Raw genomic sequence first — 15,864 nt, 5'->3', positions numbered from 1 at the left:
TGAGAGGGAGGGGCCGGTGGCCGGAAAGTCCAAGGGTGAGCACCGGATAGGTCTGCTGAACGGCTTCGCCGCCTACGGCATGTGGGGCCTGGTGCCCCTGTTCTGGCCGCTGCTGAAGCCCGCCGGGGCGGTGGAGATCCTCGCCCACCGCATGGTGTGGTCCCTGGTCGTCGTCGCCGTCGCCCTGCTCTTCGTACGGCGCTGGGCGTGGGCCGGTGAGCTGCTGCGCCAGCCGCGCCGACTCGGGCTCATCGCCGTGGCCGCCGCCGTCATCACCGTGAACTGGGGCGTCTACATCTGGTCCGTGAACTCCGGCCATGTGGTGGAGGCCTCCCTCGGGTACTTCATCAACCCGCTGGTGACCATCGCGATGGGTGTGCTGCTGCTGAAGGAGCGGCTGCGGCCCGTGCAGTGGGCGGCGGTCGCCACCGGCCTCGCCGCCGTCGTCGTCCTGACCGTCGGCTACGGCCGCCCGCCGTGGATCTCGCTCGTCCTCGCGTTCTCCTTCGCCACCTACGGCCTGGTCAAGAAGAAGGTCGCCCTCGGCGGCCTGGAATCGCTGGCCGCCGAGACCGCGATCCAGTTCCTGCCCGCGCTCGGCTACCTGCTGTGGCTCGGCTCGCACGGCAACGCGAGCTTCCTGGACGACGGCCCCGGGCACGCCGCCCTGCTCGCCTCCACCGGCCTGGTCACCGCGCTGCCCCTGGTCTGCTTCGGCGCGGCGGCGATCCGCGTGCCCCTGTCCACGCTGGGCCTGCTGCAGTACCTGGCCCCCGTCTTCCAGTTCCTGCTCGGCATCCTCTACTTCCACGAGGCCATGCCGCCCGAGCGCTGGGCCGGGTTCGCGCTGGTCTGGCTGGCGCTGATGCTGCTCACGGGCGACGCGCTGCGCTCGGCGAGGCGGACCAGGCAATCGCTCGTGGTGGCACGCGGCGACCGGCCCGAGTCCGCGGCGGTGGAGGCCTGACGGCCGTTGTCAGTGCCGCGCGCTATAAGTGGCGGCCATGTCGACACACACGCCCGCACCACTGCACTGGAAGCTCGTCATCGACGCCGCCGACCCCCACGCCCAGGCCGACTTCTGGGCCGCCGCGCTGCACTACACGGTCGAGGACAACAGCGCCCTCGTCGAGCGGTTGCTGGCGGCCGGGGCGCTGCCGGGCGAGGCGACCGTCGAGCACCACGGGCGCCCCGCCTTCCGTGACCTGATCGCCGTACGGCACCCCGACGACCCGTACGACCCGGAGACCGGCACCGGGCTCGGCCGGCGGCTGCTCTTCCAGCGCGTGCCGGAGCCGAAGACGGTCAAGAACCGGCTCCACCTCGACCTGCACGCCGGCCAGGGCCGGCGCGCCGACGAGGTGGCACGGCTTCAGGCGCTGGGCGCGCGGGTGCTGAACGAGATGAAGGAACCCTCGGGCGAATGGGCGGTGATGGCGGACCCGGAGGGCAACGAGTTCTGCGTGCACTAGGGCTGTCGCCGGTCACGGCTGCGCGGCGCGGGCCGCCCGGTCGGCCACGGCTGCGCGGCGCGGGCCACCCGGTCGGTCACGGCTGCGCGGCGCGGGCCGCCCGGTCGGCCAGGCGGACCATGCGGGCGCGGGCGGACTCCAGCGGGCGCGGGTCGTCGGCGGCGGGACCCGGCTCGGTGGTGAGGTCCGTCCACAGCTCGATGAGGTCGCGGCCCAGCCGCAGTCCCTCCTCGGGATCGCGCACCGCACGCCACGCGGTCGCCGCGCTCTGCACGTTGCCGTACGCGGCCTCCGCGTCGCGCGCCTGCCGGCGCAGCCGGGCGAGGTCCAGGGACTGCCGGCAGGCGCCGACCGGGTCGCCTCCCAAGTAGGCGATGTAGGCGGACAGTTCGCGCAGGTGCAGCACCTCGGCATGGCCGGGGCCCAGCACGGTGGTCGCCTCGGTGACCGTACGGTCGGCGAGCCGCGCCGCCGCCTCGATACGGCCGGAGCGCACGGCCTCGTTGATCCGCGTCATCGGCTCGGTGAGCAACTCGGCCCCCTCCGCGGTCTCGGTCACCGGCTCGTCCCCGAGCACCTCCTCGGCGACGGCGTCGAAGCCCCGGGCGGGGGTGGGCGTCGGAGTGGTGGGGGCGGGCTCGGGCTCGGGGACGTAGACGACGGGCGCCGGGGCCTTCGTGACCGACATGACCGGCGCGGGGCCGAACTGTCCCGTCGGCGCCTGCACGGTCCCGGCCGGCACGGGCGCCGGCTGCTTCACCGGGGGCACCTCCCGCACCCCTTCCGGCGAAGGCACGGCCGCCTGTGAAGTCACGGCCACCTGCGAAGCCACAGCCGCCTGTGGGGGCACCCCCGCGGCGTCCGACTTGGCGGGCGCGGCCACCCGTACCGCCTGCCCCGTGATCCGGCTGGAGCCGTCCGCCGAGACCTCCAGAGGCACCACGCAGCCCGCGAGGTCGTCGCGGATCGTGGCGCGTATGGGGGCACCGAGGCTGATGGCCAGACGCTGGAGGTGGTTGAGGACGGCCTGCTGGATCTCCTCGCCCGGCGCCGCCACCACCGACGTCCCGCCCACCGACGCGCCTCCCGCGCCGAACACCCGGACCGGTACCACCGCCGGATGCGCCACGGGCGGCTGCGCCCGCTTCTTCTCGAAGCTGACTCGAGACATCGGTTTTCCCTCACTCCCCCGGCGTCGCGATCCGGTCGTACGCGTCCTGCCGACCAGTGTGTCGGCTCGCTCCGGTTTCCGCGTCACCGCAGCGTCACAGCCTCGCACCAGCCGCACCCTGGCGCAGGTTGTTTGCGTGTGCATAAAATGCATGCGTCTTTATCCGTTGGTACGACCGCACGCCCCCGGGGGATCCCATGAACCGTCGTTTTCTCTTCGTCCTGGGCAGCGCCCGCGCCGAGGGCAACACCGAACTGCTGGCCCGCGCGGCGGCCGAGCAGTTGCCCGGTGACACCGAACAGCGCTGGATCCGCCTGGCCGAGCACCCGCTGCCCGACTTCGTGGACCTGCGGCACGACAGCGACCACGTACGACCGCCGTCGGACACCGCGACCGGACTGCTGCTGGACGCCACGCTGGCGGCCACCGACATCGTGATCGCCTCGCCGCTGTACTGGTACTCGGTGTCCGGCCTCACCAAGCGCTACCTCGACCACTGGTCGGGCTGGCTGCGCACCCCGGGCGTCGACTTCAAGGCGACCCTGGCCGGGCGCACGCTCTGGGGCATCGCCGCACTCGCCCACGCCGAGCAGTCGGTCGCCGAGCCCTACATCGGAACGCTCAACAACTCGGCCGCCTACATGGGGATGCGCTTCGGCGGCGTTCTGCTGGGCAACGGCAGCGCACCGGGTGACGTACTGAAGGACACCGACGCGCTGGCCCGCGCGAAGACCTTCTTCGCGCAGGACGCCCCCTTCGCGCGTTTCCCGTACGACATCGCCTGAGACGGCCCGGAGGGGATCAGGCGCTGATGTCCTTCGCCGTGAACCGTGCCCAGGCCGCCGAGCCGAACACCGCCGCGTACAGCACCTGGAGGCCGAGGTTCTTCACCAGGTCGTCCCAGTAGACGGGGTCGCGCACCAGGTCGGCGAAGGACAGCCAGTAGTGCGAGAAGAGGTACGGCTGCAGCGCGTGCAACTGGGGTATCTGGTCGAGGATCTGGACCGTGATGAGTATGCCGACGGTGGTCGCCATCGCCGCGATGCCGCTGTTGGTGAGGGTCGACACGAACAGGCCGAGCGCCGCCACGCCGACCAGTGAGGCGGCGACCACCAGGGCGATCAGCAGAGCCCGGCCGAGGCCCTCGGAGTAGCTGATCCGGGTGCCGGATATGGTCGTGAGGTCGCCCAGCGGGAAGAGCAGCGCGCCCACGAGCAGCGCCGAGCCGGCGACGACCAGCGTGGCCAGCACGCAGAAGGCCATCACCGTCGTGTACTTGGTGAGCAGCAGCCGGGTGCGGCCGGCCGGGGCGACCAGCAGATAGCGCAGGGTGCCCGTCCCCGCCTCGCCCGCTATCGCGTCGCCCGCGACCACACCGACCGCCATCGGCAGGAAGAACGGCAGCGTCGCGGCCAGCGCCGTGAACACCAGGAACAGGCCGTTGTTGGTGATCTGCGTCACGAACGCCGGGCCCTGGCCGCTGTGGTCCACCGTCCTGCCGCCCCGCGTCTGGATCTTCACCGCGATCCCCACCAGCACCGGCACCGCGGCCAGTACCCCGAGCAGGGCGAGCGTGCGCCAGCGGCGGAGGGTCGTGACGAGTTCGCTGCGCAGCAGCCCGAACGCCCACAGCGGGCTCGGCCCGCGCATCGCGGATGCGGGGGCCGTCCCGGACCCGGGGACCGTCTCAGCCCGCGACATCGAAGCCCTCCCCCGTCAGTGCCACGAACGCGTCCTCCAGCGAGGCCCGTTCGACCGTGAATCCCCGGACCCGGACTCCCGCCGCGACCAGGGCCGCGTTCACCTCGGCGAGGTCCCGCGCGGGCGGTTCGCCGGTGACCCGGTCGCCGTCGGCGGTGACGTCCCCGACGCCCTGCTCCTTCAGCACGCGGGCCGCCTCGGCCGGATCCGGGGTGGTCACCACCAGCCGGCCGCGCGCCCCGGCCGCCAGGTCGGCCACCGAGCCCTGGGTGATGAGCCGGCCCCGCGCCATGACCGCCGCGTGGGTGCAGACCTGCTCGATCTCGTCGAGGAGGTGGGAGGAGAGAAAGACGGTCGTGCCGTCGGCGGCCAGCTCCCGGATCAGGGCGCGGATCTCGCGCATGCCCTGCGGGTCGAGGCCGTTGGTGGGCTCGTCCAGGACGAGCAGGCGGCGCGGCTGGAGCAGCGCGGCGGCCAGACCGAGGCGCTGTCTCATGCCCAGCGAGTACGCCTTCGCCTTCTTGCCGGCGGCGGCCGCGAGGCCCACCCGGTCCAGGGCGGCGGCGACGCGGGCGTGCCGGGTGCGCGGGTCGGCGGTGGGGTCGGCGGCGTCGTAGCGCAGCAGGTTGTCCCGGCCGGAGAGGAAGCCGTACAGCGCGGGGCCCTCGATGAGCGCGCCGACCTGCGGGAGGACGGACCGGGCCGCCCGGGGCATCGGGCGGCCCAGCACGCGGGCCGTGCCCGCCGTGGGCTCGATCAGGCCCATCAGCATGCGGATGGTGGTGGTCTTGCCCGAGCCGTTCGGACCGAGGAAGCCGAAGACGCTGCCCGCCGGGACGGTCAGGTCGAGGCCGTCGACGGCGAGCTGTCCGCCGCGGTAGCGCTTGGTGAGGCCGCGGGTGGCGATGACGCTCGCCTCCACCTGCCCCGGGGCACGCTTCCCCGCGCTCTCCACCTGCCCCGGGGCACGCTGTCCCGCGTCCCCGGCCTCCCGCTCCGTGGCGGACGGTCCGTCCATCGGCTCCCCCTCGATTTGCGCCTCCCCTGCAGGGTGAACGTGCGGTCACGGTCCGTAGTGCCCGGAAGGGGTCACTTTCCTGCGTTCGCCGCCTTCACCAGGGCGTCCTTGGTCACCGCGCCGGCGTAGACCCTGCCGTCGTCGGTGATCAGGGCGTTGACCAGGCGGGTGGAGTAGACCGTGCCCTTGCCGAACTTGCCGGAGACCTTGTCGCCGAGCGAGCCGAGGAAGCCGCCGAGGTCACCGCCCTGGGAGCCGGTCGGCAGGCCGCCCTTGGCGCCGGTGTCGAAGGTGGCGATGGACGTCCAGCCCTTGCCGAGCACATCGCCGCCGTTCATGCCCTTGGCGAAGTCCTCGCCCGGCTCGGGGGCGTGCCTGCGAGCCGCGGAGTCCTGCTTCTCCTCCGTCACCTTGGCGCCCTTGGGCGGGGTGAAGGCGAAGGTGGAGCCGGCCGGCCGGGCGAAGGTGACCTGGGTGAAGCCCACGTCCAGGACGGCGGCGCCGCCGCTCTTCGGCGTCAGCGTGAACTTCAGCGGCATGCCCGTCTTCGCGTCCACGGCGATGCTGATGGAGCCGACCGTGGTGCCGGACTGCCTGGGCTTGATCAGCAGCTTGTAGGCGTCGCGGCCGGCGACCCGCTCGGTGCCGTCGACCGTGACGGACGTGGTGTCGTCCACCGACTTCAGCGCCTGGTCGGCGAAGTCCTTCGGCGTGGCCGGGGGCTCGGCCTTGTGCTCCTTGCCGGAGTCGGCCGAGGTGCCGTGATACACCTCGTTGGTCTTGCTGTTGTAGCCCCATACGTTCTTGCCGTTGTGGATGAGGCTGTACTCGGAGCCGCTCTCCAGCAGCGACAGCTTCTGCTTCTCGGGGCCGTCGGCGGCCACGCGCAGCGTGTGCGTGCCGGAGACCAGCGAGGTGAGCTGGGACTGCGGGTCGGCGGAGGAGCCGTCGCCGGAGCCCTTGCCGGCGCCGGAGGCCAGGTTGTTCGCCAGGCCGCCGAGGTCGGGCAGGCCGAGGTCGGTGTCGATGCGCACGGTGCCGGACAGCTGCTGCACGTCCGACTTGGCGATCTTCTCGATGAGCTGCTGTGCGGTGATCCTGGGCAGGTCGGGGTCACCGGAGGCGGCGAGCGCCGGGACCAGACCGATCGTGGCCGCCGCGACCCCCACCACGGCGACAGGGACCGCGTAACGGGCCGTCCTGCGGCGTCGGGCCTGCCGCTCCTCGTCCCGAGCGGCGTCCACTGCGTCGTCGGATTCGTACGGTGCCATGTGTGCCTTACCTCCGTCGTCGGCGGCGGCTGTTCTCACGCTGGTCCACCAGAGCCGCCATTCTCACCCGAATCGGTGAGGAGTGGTGATTTCCGTGGTTTCCATCTCACCAAATCGGCCATGAAGAAGCGTCAGACCTCGGAGCCAACTCCGCGTACGCCTGGGGTATGACACGCAGGGGCAGGAACTCCCCCGACCCGTAAGGGTCTCACCGGAACGGAGGGGGCCGTACGGGGGTGTCGGGGGGCGTGGGGGCGTTCGGACGCATAGGGCGTATGGATCCCCGGCGAGGCACGCTGCCGGAAACACGGCGCGACGGACAGCCGGAAGCGTGGCCCGGCCACACGGCCCGGACGCAGCGAGACGCACGGCCCGGAGCGCGACAGACGGACAACCAGATGCGTGCCCGAGTCGCGGCCGGGGCGTGGTGTGCTGTGGCAGGCAGCCGGGTCAGCCGGCGCGGTGGACCACCGCGTCGCACAGCTCCATCAGCGTGGCCTTGGCGTCGCACTCCCGCAGCGGCGCCAGCGCGGCCCGTGCCTCCTCCGCGTACCGCACGGTGTCCCTGCGGGCCTGCTCCAGCGCGGGGTGGGCGCGCAGCGCGGCCAGTGCCTCGGCGTGCCGGGCGTCGTCGCTGAGGTCGGAGTCCAGCAGCTCGCACAGCGCGATGTCCTCGGCCAGGCCGAGGCGGGCGGCCCGCTCGCGCAGCCGGAGCACGGGCAGGGTCGGGATGCCCTCGCGCAGGTCGGTGCCCGGGGTCTTGCCGGACTCGTGCGAGTCGGAGGCGATGTCCAGGACGTCGTCGGCGAGCTGGAAGGCGACCCCGAGCCGCTCGCCGTACTGGGTGAGCACGTCGACGACCGTCTCGTCGGCACCGGACATCATCGCGCCGAACCGGCACGAGACCGCCACCAGCGAGCCTGTCTTTCCGCCGAGCACGTCCAGGTAGTGCTCGACCGGGTCGCGGCCGTCGGAGGGACCGGCGGTCTCCAGGATCTGGCCCGTGACCAGCCGCTCGAAGGCGAGGGCCTGCACCCGGACCGCCTCGGGGCCGAGGTCGGCGAGGATCTGGGAGGCGCGGGCGAAGAGGAAGTCGCCGGTGAGGACCGCGACGGAGTTGCCCCAGCGGGTGTTGGCGCTGTCCACGCCGCGCCGCACGGCCGCCTCGTCCATGACGTCGTCGTGGTACAGCGTGGCCAGGTGGGTCAGCTCCACGACCACGGCCGAGGGCACGATGCCCGGCGCGTAAGGGTCGCCGAACTGGGCCGCGAGCATCACGAGCAGCGGCCGGAACCGCTTCCCGCCGGCTCGCACGAGGTGCTGCGCGGCCTCCGTGATGAACGGGACCTCGCTCTTGGTGGCCTCGAGCAAGCCTTCCTCGACAGCCGCCAATCCGGCCTGGACATCGGCTTCCAGAGCCTGGTCCCGCACGCTCAGCCCGAACGGCCCGACGACGGTCACGAGGGGTCTCCTGTCTGCTGGTGTCTGCTGGCGATTACACGGTTTGTCGATAGGTCGCTGCCATCACTCAAGTCAGCGTATCCGGTCCCTGTTCGATCACCGATAGCGCCCACCCGTCCAGCCTGGGCGGTATCGGATCACGACCGGTATGTTTTTGATCAAGTAATAAGAGCGGACATTCATCGACTTAACAGGAACCTGCACGCTTTGTCGCGAGACGAGGGGCGAGCGGAGTAATGCCTACACCCCAGACAACGACAGGCACCACACCAGGGGTTCCGCCGCGGGTTCCGTCATGGGCTTCGCCACGGGCCTCCGTCGATCCACCCGAATCCATCATGTCCGATTTGAAATACTTTGTTATTTCGTGAAATGGGTCACGGGCAGCCTCCGGCATCGAGGGTCCGCCGGAACCCCTTCTCCCCCGTTCCGTCCGCGAGTTGAGGGTTGGCAACCGCAAAGGATCAAGTACCCCATACGGCACAGACCAAGGTCAAATAGTGCATTGTGTGCATCAGGTACTTGTTTCGGACATGTGCTCTCGCATACGTTCCGGGCCGTCGGGCGGACGCCGAATCCTGCCGCCGCCCGTGTGACCCATCGACGAACTCATTCGTACGGCAGGAGCGGGGGACCCAGGTAAGTCGCCTGACCGGTCGGCACACGCCGCACCGGGACGGCTAGGGGTGAAGCCGTGCCTTCTCGCGAAGGCGCGGCCGGGCACCTCCCCGCCCGAACCCGACAGCTCACCTCGCAGGCGACGGAGAGGACTTCCCCATGCCTTCTGCCGCTCGACACCACCAGCCCCGCACCAACCGCCTCGCTCGCACCCTCGCCGTCGCCGGCACCGGTGCCACCGTCCTCGCCCTGCCGCTCATCGGCGCCACCAGCGCCTCCGCGGCCACCGGCACGACGACCACCAAAACGGCCTCCACCACCGTCGCCGGGTACCCGAACAACCTCGACGGCTGGATCCGCGAGTCCCTCGCGATCATGGCCCAGAAGGGCATCCCGGGCACCTACAACGGCATCTACCGCAACGTCATGCGGGAGTCGTCCGGCAACCCGTACGCCATCAACCTCTGGGACTCCAACGCCGCCAAGGGCATCCCGTCCAAGGGTCTCCTCCAGGTGATCGACCCGACCTTCAACGCGTACCACGTGGCCGGCACCGCCTTCAATCCGTACGACCCGGTCGCCAACATCACCGCGGCCTGCAACTACGCCGCCGCCCGGTACGGGTCCATCGACAACGTGTCCAGCGCGTACTGACCGGTCCCGCCGACCGGCACGGCATCGGCCGCCCGGTGCGCCCACACCTGACGGAGGGGCACACCGGGCGGCCGTCGCTCCTTCCGGAGAAGGTCGTGCACCGGGGACGGCCGCGTACTGATGTGCCGGTCAGTCGGTCGGGAACAGTCTTTCGAGGACGACGGCGATGCCGTCGTCCTCGTTCGACAGGGTGATCTCATCGGCCACCGCCTTCAGTTCGCAATGTGCGTTGGCCATGGCGACCCCGCGTCCCGCCCAGTCGAACATCGGGATGTCGTTGGGCATGTCGCCGAACGCCAGTGCCTCCTCCGCCGCGACCCCGAGCCGCTCGGCAGCCAGCGCGAGACCGGTCGCCTTGGTCACCCCGGACGGCTGAAGCTCCACGGTCCCCGGCCCCGACATGGTGACCGTGGCCAGTGAGCCCACCACCGCGCGCGCCGTGGCCGCCAACTCGTCGTCGGACAGGGTGGCGTGGCGCAGCAGCACCTTGCTGATCGGCGCGCACCACAGGTCGTCGCGCCGGCCGACCTGCACCGCGGGCAGGGTCGGGTGCGGCATCCGGTACCCGGGCTCGATGAGCGTGAGCCCGTCGACCCCGTCCTGGTCGACGGCCGCGTACACCTGCCCCACCTCGGCCTCGATCTTGCCGAGCGCGGTCTCGGCCAGCTCCCGGTCCAGCCGGACCGACCACAGCAGGCGGCCGGTCCCGGCGTCGTACACCTGTGCGCCCTGTCCGCACACCGCGAGTCCCGTGCAGCCGAGGTGCGCCAGCAGCGGCCGTACCCGCGGGGCCGGGCGGCCCGTCACCACCAGGTGCCGGGCCCCGGCCCGCGTCCCCCTCGCGAGCGCGGCGAGCGACCGGTCGGAGACGGTGTCGTCGCCGCGCAGCAGCGTTCCGTCCAGGTCGGTGGCGATCAGTGAATACGTGGGGGAGGCTGCCATGATCAGAGAATACGGATACCGGGCCCCACCGACTCACCTTGTCGTCCTGCGCACTTACGTACTGGTCCACCCCAAGTAGTGCTCCCCCACTCCTCGTTGATAAGGGCGCGCAGGACCGCAGGAGGCCTCAGCGATGAGCCGCCGCCAGGTGTTTCGTCAGGCGCGGTGAGGCGAACTCCGTGCCGCAGACGAAGCGCATCACCGGTCCGTACGACGACGCCGCCGGCAGGCCGGTGAAGTACAGGCCGGGAACGGACGAGACGAAGCCGGGTCCGAGCTTCGGCGTGCCGCGGCTGACCGCGAGCCGGGTGCGCAGTTCGTGGCCGAGGAAGTCCATCGCCGCGATGTCGACGCGGTAGCCGGTGGCGGCGATGACATGGTCGGCGGTGAGCCGCTCGGTGTGCCCACCGTGGGTGCGGACGGTGAGGACGGGGCTGCCGTCCGGTGCCTCGGCGTTCACGACCCGCTCCACGTCCTGCACCTGCACCGCGCGCTCGAAGCGCTCGCGCAGCCACCAGGCGCCGAGCGGTCCGAGGACCCGGCGGACCAGGAAGTGGCGGGTGGCCTCGGGCAGATAGCGGTAGGGGTGCGGGTAGTAGCTGAACGCCCAGAGCGACCAGGCGCGGCCGAACGGAGACTCGGGGCGCAGCTTCGGCTGCTTCCAGGGCGGCGCGCCGAAGGCGACCCGGCCGCGGCCGCGCGCGACGACACGCACGCGTGCGCCCGCCTCGGCGGCGAGCGCCGCCGTCTCCAGCGCGGACTGGCCGGCACCGACCACGATGAGTTCCTTGCCGGCGAAACGGCTCAGGTCGTGGTGCTGGGAGCTGTGCGAGACCGGGCCGGTGGGCGCCGGTCCGTCGGCCGCGGCTCCCGCGAGCTCCGCCGGCAGGTGCGCCAGACCCGACAGGCCGGTGGCGACGACGACCGCGCGTGCGGTGAACGTCTCCCCCGAGTCCAGCTTCAGCTCGAAGCCGCCGCTCTTGTCGCGGTCCACGGAGACGACCCGCACCCGCTCCAGGTCGGGGACGAGCTTGTGCTGGAACCACTCGCCGTAGCCGACGAACGTGTCCACCGGGATGATGTCCTCGTCGGCCACCAGGCGGCGGATGCCGGCCGCGTCGCAGTAGTCGGCGAGGGTGTGGCCGGGCTGCGGGCAGTCGAAATTCGAGGCGGCCGGCGTCGACTTCAGGAGCATGCCCTCGGGCATGTGGTCGCGCCAGCTGACCATGGGGTCGCCGAAGACGCGGACGGGGATACCGCGCGCCCGCAGATGGGCGGCGGTGGACAGGCCGAACGGCCCGGCCCCGATGACTGCAACCGGTCGAGTCACGAAGTCCCTCCCCAGGACATGGTGCGCCACTCTTGGTGTGGCTTTGCCTACTTCGTGGTGGTGCCGCTGCCGCGGCGGTTGGTCCGCCACAGCTGATAGAGGTGCTTCGCGCCCGGGCGCACGAAGCGGGCGAGCATCGTGAGGAACGGCAGCGGGTCGTCACCCGCGAGCCAGGCCAGCTCCGTCCCGCTCGCCTTCGCCGGCGCGTGCGGCGTCGTATAGCCGCTGCGGCGGTAGGCGAGGAGGGCGGGGAGGTCGATGTTCTCCACGATGTAGCGGTGGCCGGCGCGCTGTTCCCCCTCCGGAACGGGGCGGCCGGTCAGGTTCAGATGCATCGCGCGTACGACGTCCACGCCCGACTCGTTCTCGAACAGCCGGAACTGGGCGCCCATGCGCGGGTTGAAGTCGAGGAGCTTGTACTGTCCGTCGCGCCGGTCGAAGCGCAGGTCTAGGTCGATGATGCCGCTGTAGCCGATCTGTTTGATGAAACGTGCGGCGAGGTCGGTGAGTTCCGGGTTGTCGACGACGTACGCGTTCGCCGTCATGCCGGCGTGCGGCGGCCACGAGCGGACCTTGACACCGGTGAACAGCGCGAGGGGGCTTGCGTCCTGGTCGAAGCAGGCGTGCACGATCCAGTCCTCGGCCTCCTCTCGCGGCAGGTACTCCTGGAGGATCACCCCAGGCCGCTCGCCCCAGTCGCGGGCGAGGGTGAGCAGACCCTCGCGGGTGGCGATCCGCGTGGTGCCGTTGACGGCGGGCTGTTTGCGCCGGACGAACGCCTCACGGTTCTTGGCCACCACCGGGAAGCGGGCCGCGTCGGCGAAGGCGACGATGTCCTCGTACGACTCCGGGAACGCCGACGCGGGGCTCGCGATGCCGTGCTCCACACACAGTTCGTGCAGGCCCTGCTTGCTGGCGAGCCGACGCGGCAGCGCGGGGTCCACGCGCGGGAAGAGAAAGGAACCGGCCAGCTCGTCCTGGTGCTCGGCGATCAGCACGGCGGCCTCCTCGTCGGTCGGGACGAGGACGGCGGGGCGGCCGATGCGACGGCCGATCCGCAGCAGGCCCTCGACCAGGTGGCCCGGGTCCTCCGCACCGGTCGTCGGCCACACGAAGGCCTTCTTCAGATAACGGGAGGAGGCCGCGGGCGTGTAGGCGTCCTCGGTGATGGCGTACATGGGCACGCCGAGCCGGCCCAGGCTGCGGATCGCGCCGACGCCGCCGTGGTGCAGCGGATAGTCGCCGAACTTGACGATCAGCCCTGGTACGTCCCGGTCCGCCGCGAACGGCACGCCGACGGTGTCTCCGGCCACGGGTCCCCCCACGTGTCCCCCCAATGGAACGGACCCACCCCGTCCGTGTCCCCAAAGGACGCTAAGCCGGAATTGCCGCCTCCGACAAGACCTATTCGGACATTGCGAACCCTTTAGACAGGGTGCGAGCAACCTTTCGAAGGTCCCGCGACACACATCTTTCGGACACCGCGGCGGCTGCCGCAGAGGGCTCTGCCCAAGACACGCATCACGGCCGTAACGTGTGGCGCGACCACATGGAACGAGCGCCATGCACGGCCCGGATGAGAGTGAGGCAGCACCCCATGCCCCCCTTCGACGTCCCCGAGGGCGACCCCTTCGGCCCGCACAACCTTCCCTACGGCGTGTTCTCGCCCTCCGGCAGCACGGAACGGAGGGTCGGCGTCCGGCTCGGGGACCAGGTCCTCGACGCGGGCGCCGCGGCCGCCGCCCTCGGCTCACCGCACCACGCGCTGCTCGCGCGGCCCACCCTCAACGCACTGCTGGCCGCCGGCCGCCCGGCCTGGTCGGAGGTACGGCGCGCCGTCACGGCCTGGGTCACGGATCCCGCGCACCGCGAGGCCGTCGAGCCGCTGTTCCACCCGCTGTCCGAGGTGACCCTGCACCTGCCCTTCGAGGTGGCGGACTACGTCGACTTCTACGCCTCGGAGAACCACGCCCGCAACGTCGGCCGGATCTTCCGCCCGGACGCCGAGGACTCCCTCACCCCCAACTGGAAGCATCTGCCGATCGGTTACCACGGCCGCTCCGGCACGGTCGTCGTCTCCGGCACGGACGTCGTACGGCCGTCCGGGCAGCGCAAGGCCCCGGCCGACCCGGCGCCGGTCTTCGGCCCGTCGATCCGGCTGGACATCGAGGCCGAGGTCGGCTTCGTCGTGGGTGTGCCGTCGGAGCTGGGCCGACCGGTCGCGCTCGGCGACTTCCGCGAGCACGTCTTCGGGCTGTGCCTGCTGAACGACTGGTCCGCGCGGGACATCCAGGCCTGGGAGTACGTCCCCCTCGGCCCCTTCCTCGGCAAGTCCTTCGCGACCTCGGTGTCGGCGTGGATCACCCCGCTGGAAGCGCTGGAGCACGCGCGCGTGGCGCCTCCGGAGCGCACGCACCCGCTGCTGCCCTACCTGGACGACTCGGCACCCGGTATCGAGCCCGGCGGCTACGACCTGCGGATCTCCGTCGCCATCAACGGCCATGTGGTCTCCGAGCCGCCCTTTTCGACCATGTACTGGACCGCTGCCCAGCAGCTCGCCCACATGACGGTGAACGGCGCCTCGCTGCGCACCGGCGACCTGTACGGCTCGGGCACGGTCAGCGGCCCCGAGGAGGCCCAGCGCGGCTCGCTGCTGGAGCTGACCTGGAACGGCCGCGACCCCCTCGAACTCCCGGACGGCAAGCGGGCCTTCCTGGAGGACGGGGATGTGGTGACCCTGTCGGCCTGGGCCCCCGGCGCGGACGGCCGCCGGGTCGGGCTGGGGGAGGTCAGCGGGCGGGTCGTGTCGGGCTGACCGGCGGCTTGTAGCAGTACGCCGTCCCGGCGTTCGGCCTGTGCGCGGTCACCGGCGTCCTGACGGGGGCCGCCCTGGCGGTTGCCCTGGCGGTCGCTCTGGTGACGCTGCCGGCCGCGGCGGACGACGTACTGGCGGCGGTGCGGCACGCCTTTCGGGAGCGGGAGCCGTAAGGCTTCCGCCCCGGAAACCGGGCAAGCCGGACGCGAGGGAAAACGGACAGCCGCAACCGCCCGACCGATCAACGCCGAGACCTGACTCTCGCCGCCCCGCGCCGTCATACTGAGCGGACACGCACCACGCGAGGCGCCCTCGGCGCATCGCACCGCACCACCCGACACCCGCACAACTCTCCGACCAGGAACCGGAGCCCCGGCATGACCGTCTGCCTGCTCCTGCTGAGCGCCGTCGCCCTGACGGCCGCCCTGCCGGCGCCGCGCGCGCTGACCCGTGCCGCCTGGCCCGAGCGGGAACCCGTGGTCGCGTTGTGGGTGTGGCAGTGCCTGGTCGCCACCGTCCTGCTGTGCTGCCTGGCCGCACTGGTCCTGGGCGCGGCGGCCGTCTTCCACACCGTCCGCGACCGCGTGTTCGCCCCCGCCCCGTCCTCCGTCACCGCCGCCTACGACCTCTCCTCGGCGCCTGTGTGGGCCGCCGCCCTCACCGTGCTGCTGGCCTGCGGGGCCGCCTGGACGACGGCGATGCTGGCGCGGGAGCTCGTCGAGGCCCGCCGCAGCCGTGGCCAGGTCCGCGCGCAGCTGCGGGAACGCGCCCCCGACCTGCCGGCCGGACTCCCGGCGGCACGCGGCCCGATGCTGGTGCTGGAGGACGAGTACCCGGATGCCTGGTGGATGCCCGGACACCCGCCGCAGCTGGTCGTCACCACCGGCGCGCTCCACCGGCTCACCGACCACCAGCTGGACGCCGTCCTCACCCACGAGCGCGGGCACGCGCGTGCCCACCACGACTGGCTGCTGCACCTGTCCACCGCGCTCGCCACGGGCTTCCCGCGCGTGCCGCTGTTCGCCCACTTCTGCGACCAGACGCACCGCCTGGTCGAGCTGGCCGCCGACGACACCGCCTCCCGCCGCTGCGGCCACCTCACCACGGCCCTCGCGCTGATCGAGCTGAACCAGCACCGGGGCGTCCTGTCCTGCGACTCCAGCCGCCGTCTCCTCGGGGAACGCGTGGACCGGCTGCTGGAACCGCCGCCACGGCTGCTGCGCCGGCACCGGGCCCTGACGACGACGGTTGCCGCCCTGGTGCCGCTGCTGCCGCTTCTCATCACGTTCGCGCCGGGACTGACGGCACTGTCCTGACGGCATCGTCCCGGCGGCGCCGCCGGATGGCCGCCGGGTGGCAGATCTTCCCGTCCGGCCAGGAAAACCGGCAGTCAGGGCGTGCGCGGCTCGGG

The 15,864-nt window shown here is 71.8% G+C and carries 14 protein-coding genes and 1 riboswitch; of the genes, 6 read left to right on the top strand and 8 right to left on the bottom strand.

Annotated features, from left to right (window positions below; all coding sequences use genetic code 11):
* The first annotated feature begins 16 nt into the window (after positions 1-16).
* Both rarD and ACZ418_RS04755 read left to right on the top strand, forming a co-directional pair.
* Positions 17-967: an EamA family transporter RarD gene (rarD, locus tag ACZ418_RS04760; protein ID WP_468357010.1), complete on the top strand. Its 951-nt coding sequence runs from the start codon at positions 17-19 to the stop codon at positions 965-967.
* Between the two features lie 37 nt (positions 968-1,004).
* The gene (locus ACZ418_RS04755; protein ID WP_468357007.1) at positions 1,005-1,472 is read left to right on the top strand and encodes a VOC family protein; all 468 of its coding nucleotides are present in this window, start codon (positions 1,005-1,007) and stop codon (positions 1,470-1,472) included.
* A 76-nt stretch (positions 1,473-1,548) separates the two neighbouring features.
* On the opposite strand, the gene ACZ418_RS04750 is transcribed toward ACZ418_RS04755, so the two are convergent.
* Positions 1,549-2,643 (bottom strand): hypothetical protein, encoded by a 1,095-nt coding sequence (locus ACZ418_RS04750; protein WP_468357004.1) that lies wholly within the window; start codon positions 2,641-2,643, stop codon positions 1,549-1,551.
* A 197-nt stretch (positions 2,644-2,840) separates the two neighbouring features.
* On the opposite strand from ACZ418_RS04750, the gene ACZ418_RS04745 reads away from it, so the two are divergent.
* Positions 2,841-3,428 carry a flavodoxin family protein gene (locus ACZ418_RS04745; protein ID WP_468357001.1) on the top strand — a complete coding sequence of 196 codons (588 nt, stop codon included), beginning with the start codon at positions 2,841-2,843 and terminating at the stop codon, positions 3,426-3,428.
* 16 nt (positions 3,429-3,444) lie between these two features.
* On the opposite strand, the gene ACZ418_RS04740 is transcribed toward ACZ418_RS04745, so the two are convergent.
* From ACZ418_RS04740 to ACZ418_RS04725, 4 genes are all read right to left on the bottom strand, one after another.
* Complete coding sequence (locus ACZ418_RS04740) at positions 3,445-4,344, bottom strand: ABC transporter permease (protein WP_468356998.1); 900 nt, start codon at positions 4,342-4,344, stop codon at positions 3,445-3,447.
* The gene (locus ACZ418_RS04735; protein ID WP_468356995.1) at positions 4,331-5,362 is read right to left on the bottom strand and encodes an ABC transporter ATP-binding protein; all 1,032 of its coding nucleotides are present in this window, start codon (positions 5,360-5,362) and stop codon (positions 4,331-4,333) included. Before ACZ418_RS04735 ends, ACZ418_RS04740 begins: the two co-directional genes overlap by 14 nt.
* Positions 5,363-5,433: 71 nt before the next feature.
* Positions 5,434-6,633, bottom strand: coding sequence for a LolA family protein (locus tag ACZ418_RS04730; RefSeq protein WP_468356992.1), 1,200 nt, complete (start codon positions 6,631-6,633; stop codon positions 5,434-5,436).
* Positions 6,634-7,083: 450 nt separating this feature from the next.
* Complete coding sequence (locus ACZ418_RS04725) at positions 7,084-8,094, bottom strand: polyprenyl synthetase family protein (protein WP_468356989.1); 1,011 nt, start codon at positions 8,092-8,094, stop codon at positions 7,084-7,086.
* A gap of 591 nt (positions 8,095-8,685) precedes the next feature.
* Positions 8,686-8,867: riboswitch (cyclic di-AMP (ydaO/yuaA leader) on the top strand.
* Positions 8,868-8,871: 4 nt separating this feature from the next.
* Here ACZ418_RS04725 and ACZ418_RS04720 point away from each other — a divergent pair.
* A complete protein-coding gene (locus tag ACZ418_RS04720; protein ID WP_468356986.1) occupies positions 8,872-9,366 on the top strand; it encodes a transglycosylase SLT domain-containing protein in 495 nt (164 codons plus the stop codon).
* A gap of 129 nt (positions 9,367-9,495) precedes the next feature.
* Here the strand turns inward: ACZ418_RS04720 and ACZ418_RS04715 are convergent, their stop codons facing one another.
* From ACZ418_RS04715 to ACZ418_RS04705, 3 genes are all read right to left on the bottom strand, one after another.
* Positions 9,496-10,308, bottom strand: a complete 813-nt coding sequence (locus ACZ418_RS04715) for an HAD family hydrolase (protein ID WP_468356983.1) — start codon at positions 10,306-10,308, stop codon at positions 9,496-9,498.
* Between the two features lie 127 nt (positions 10,309-10,435).
* Positions 10,436-11,638: an FAD-dependent oxidoreductase gene (locus ACZ418_RS04710; protein WP_468356980.1), complete on the bottom strand. Its 1,203-nt coding sequence runs from the start codon at positions 11,636-11,638 to the stop codon at positions 10,436-10,438.
* 47 nt (positions 11,639-11,685) lie between these two features.
* Positions 11,686-12,930, bottom strand: coding sequence for a carboxylate--amine ligase (locus tag ACZ418_RS04705; protein ID WP_468358841.1), 1,245 nt, complete (start codon positions 12,928-12,930; stop codon positions 11,686-11,688).
* 305 nt (positions 12,931-13,235) lie between these two features.
* Between ACZ418_RS04705 and fahA the strand changes: the two genes are divergently transcribed.
* Both fahA and ACZ418_RS04695 read left to right on the top strand, forming a co-directional pair.
* Positions 13,236-14,453 (top strand): fumarylacetoacetase, encoded by a 1,218-nt coding sequence (fahA, locus tag ACZ418_RS04700; RefSeq protein WP_468356977.1) that lies wholly within the window; start codon positions 13,236-13,238, stop codon positions 14,451-14,453.
* Positions 14,454-14,830: 377 nt separating this feature from the next.
* Positions 14,831-15,769, top strand: coding sequence for a M56 family metallopeptidase (locus ACZ418_RS04695; protein ID WP_468356974.1), 939 nt, complete (start codon positions 14,831-14,833; stop codon positions 15,767-15,769).
* Positions 15,770-15,864 lie beyond the last annotated feature (95 nt).

It is taken from the genome of Streptomyces sp. NPDC030820, assembly GCF_055572075.1.
This window is presented reverse-complemented; position numbering and strand designations above follow the sequence as displayed.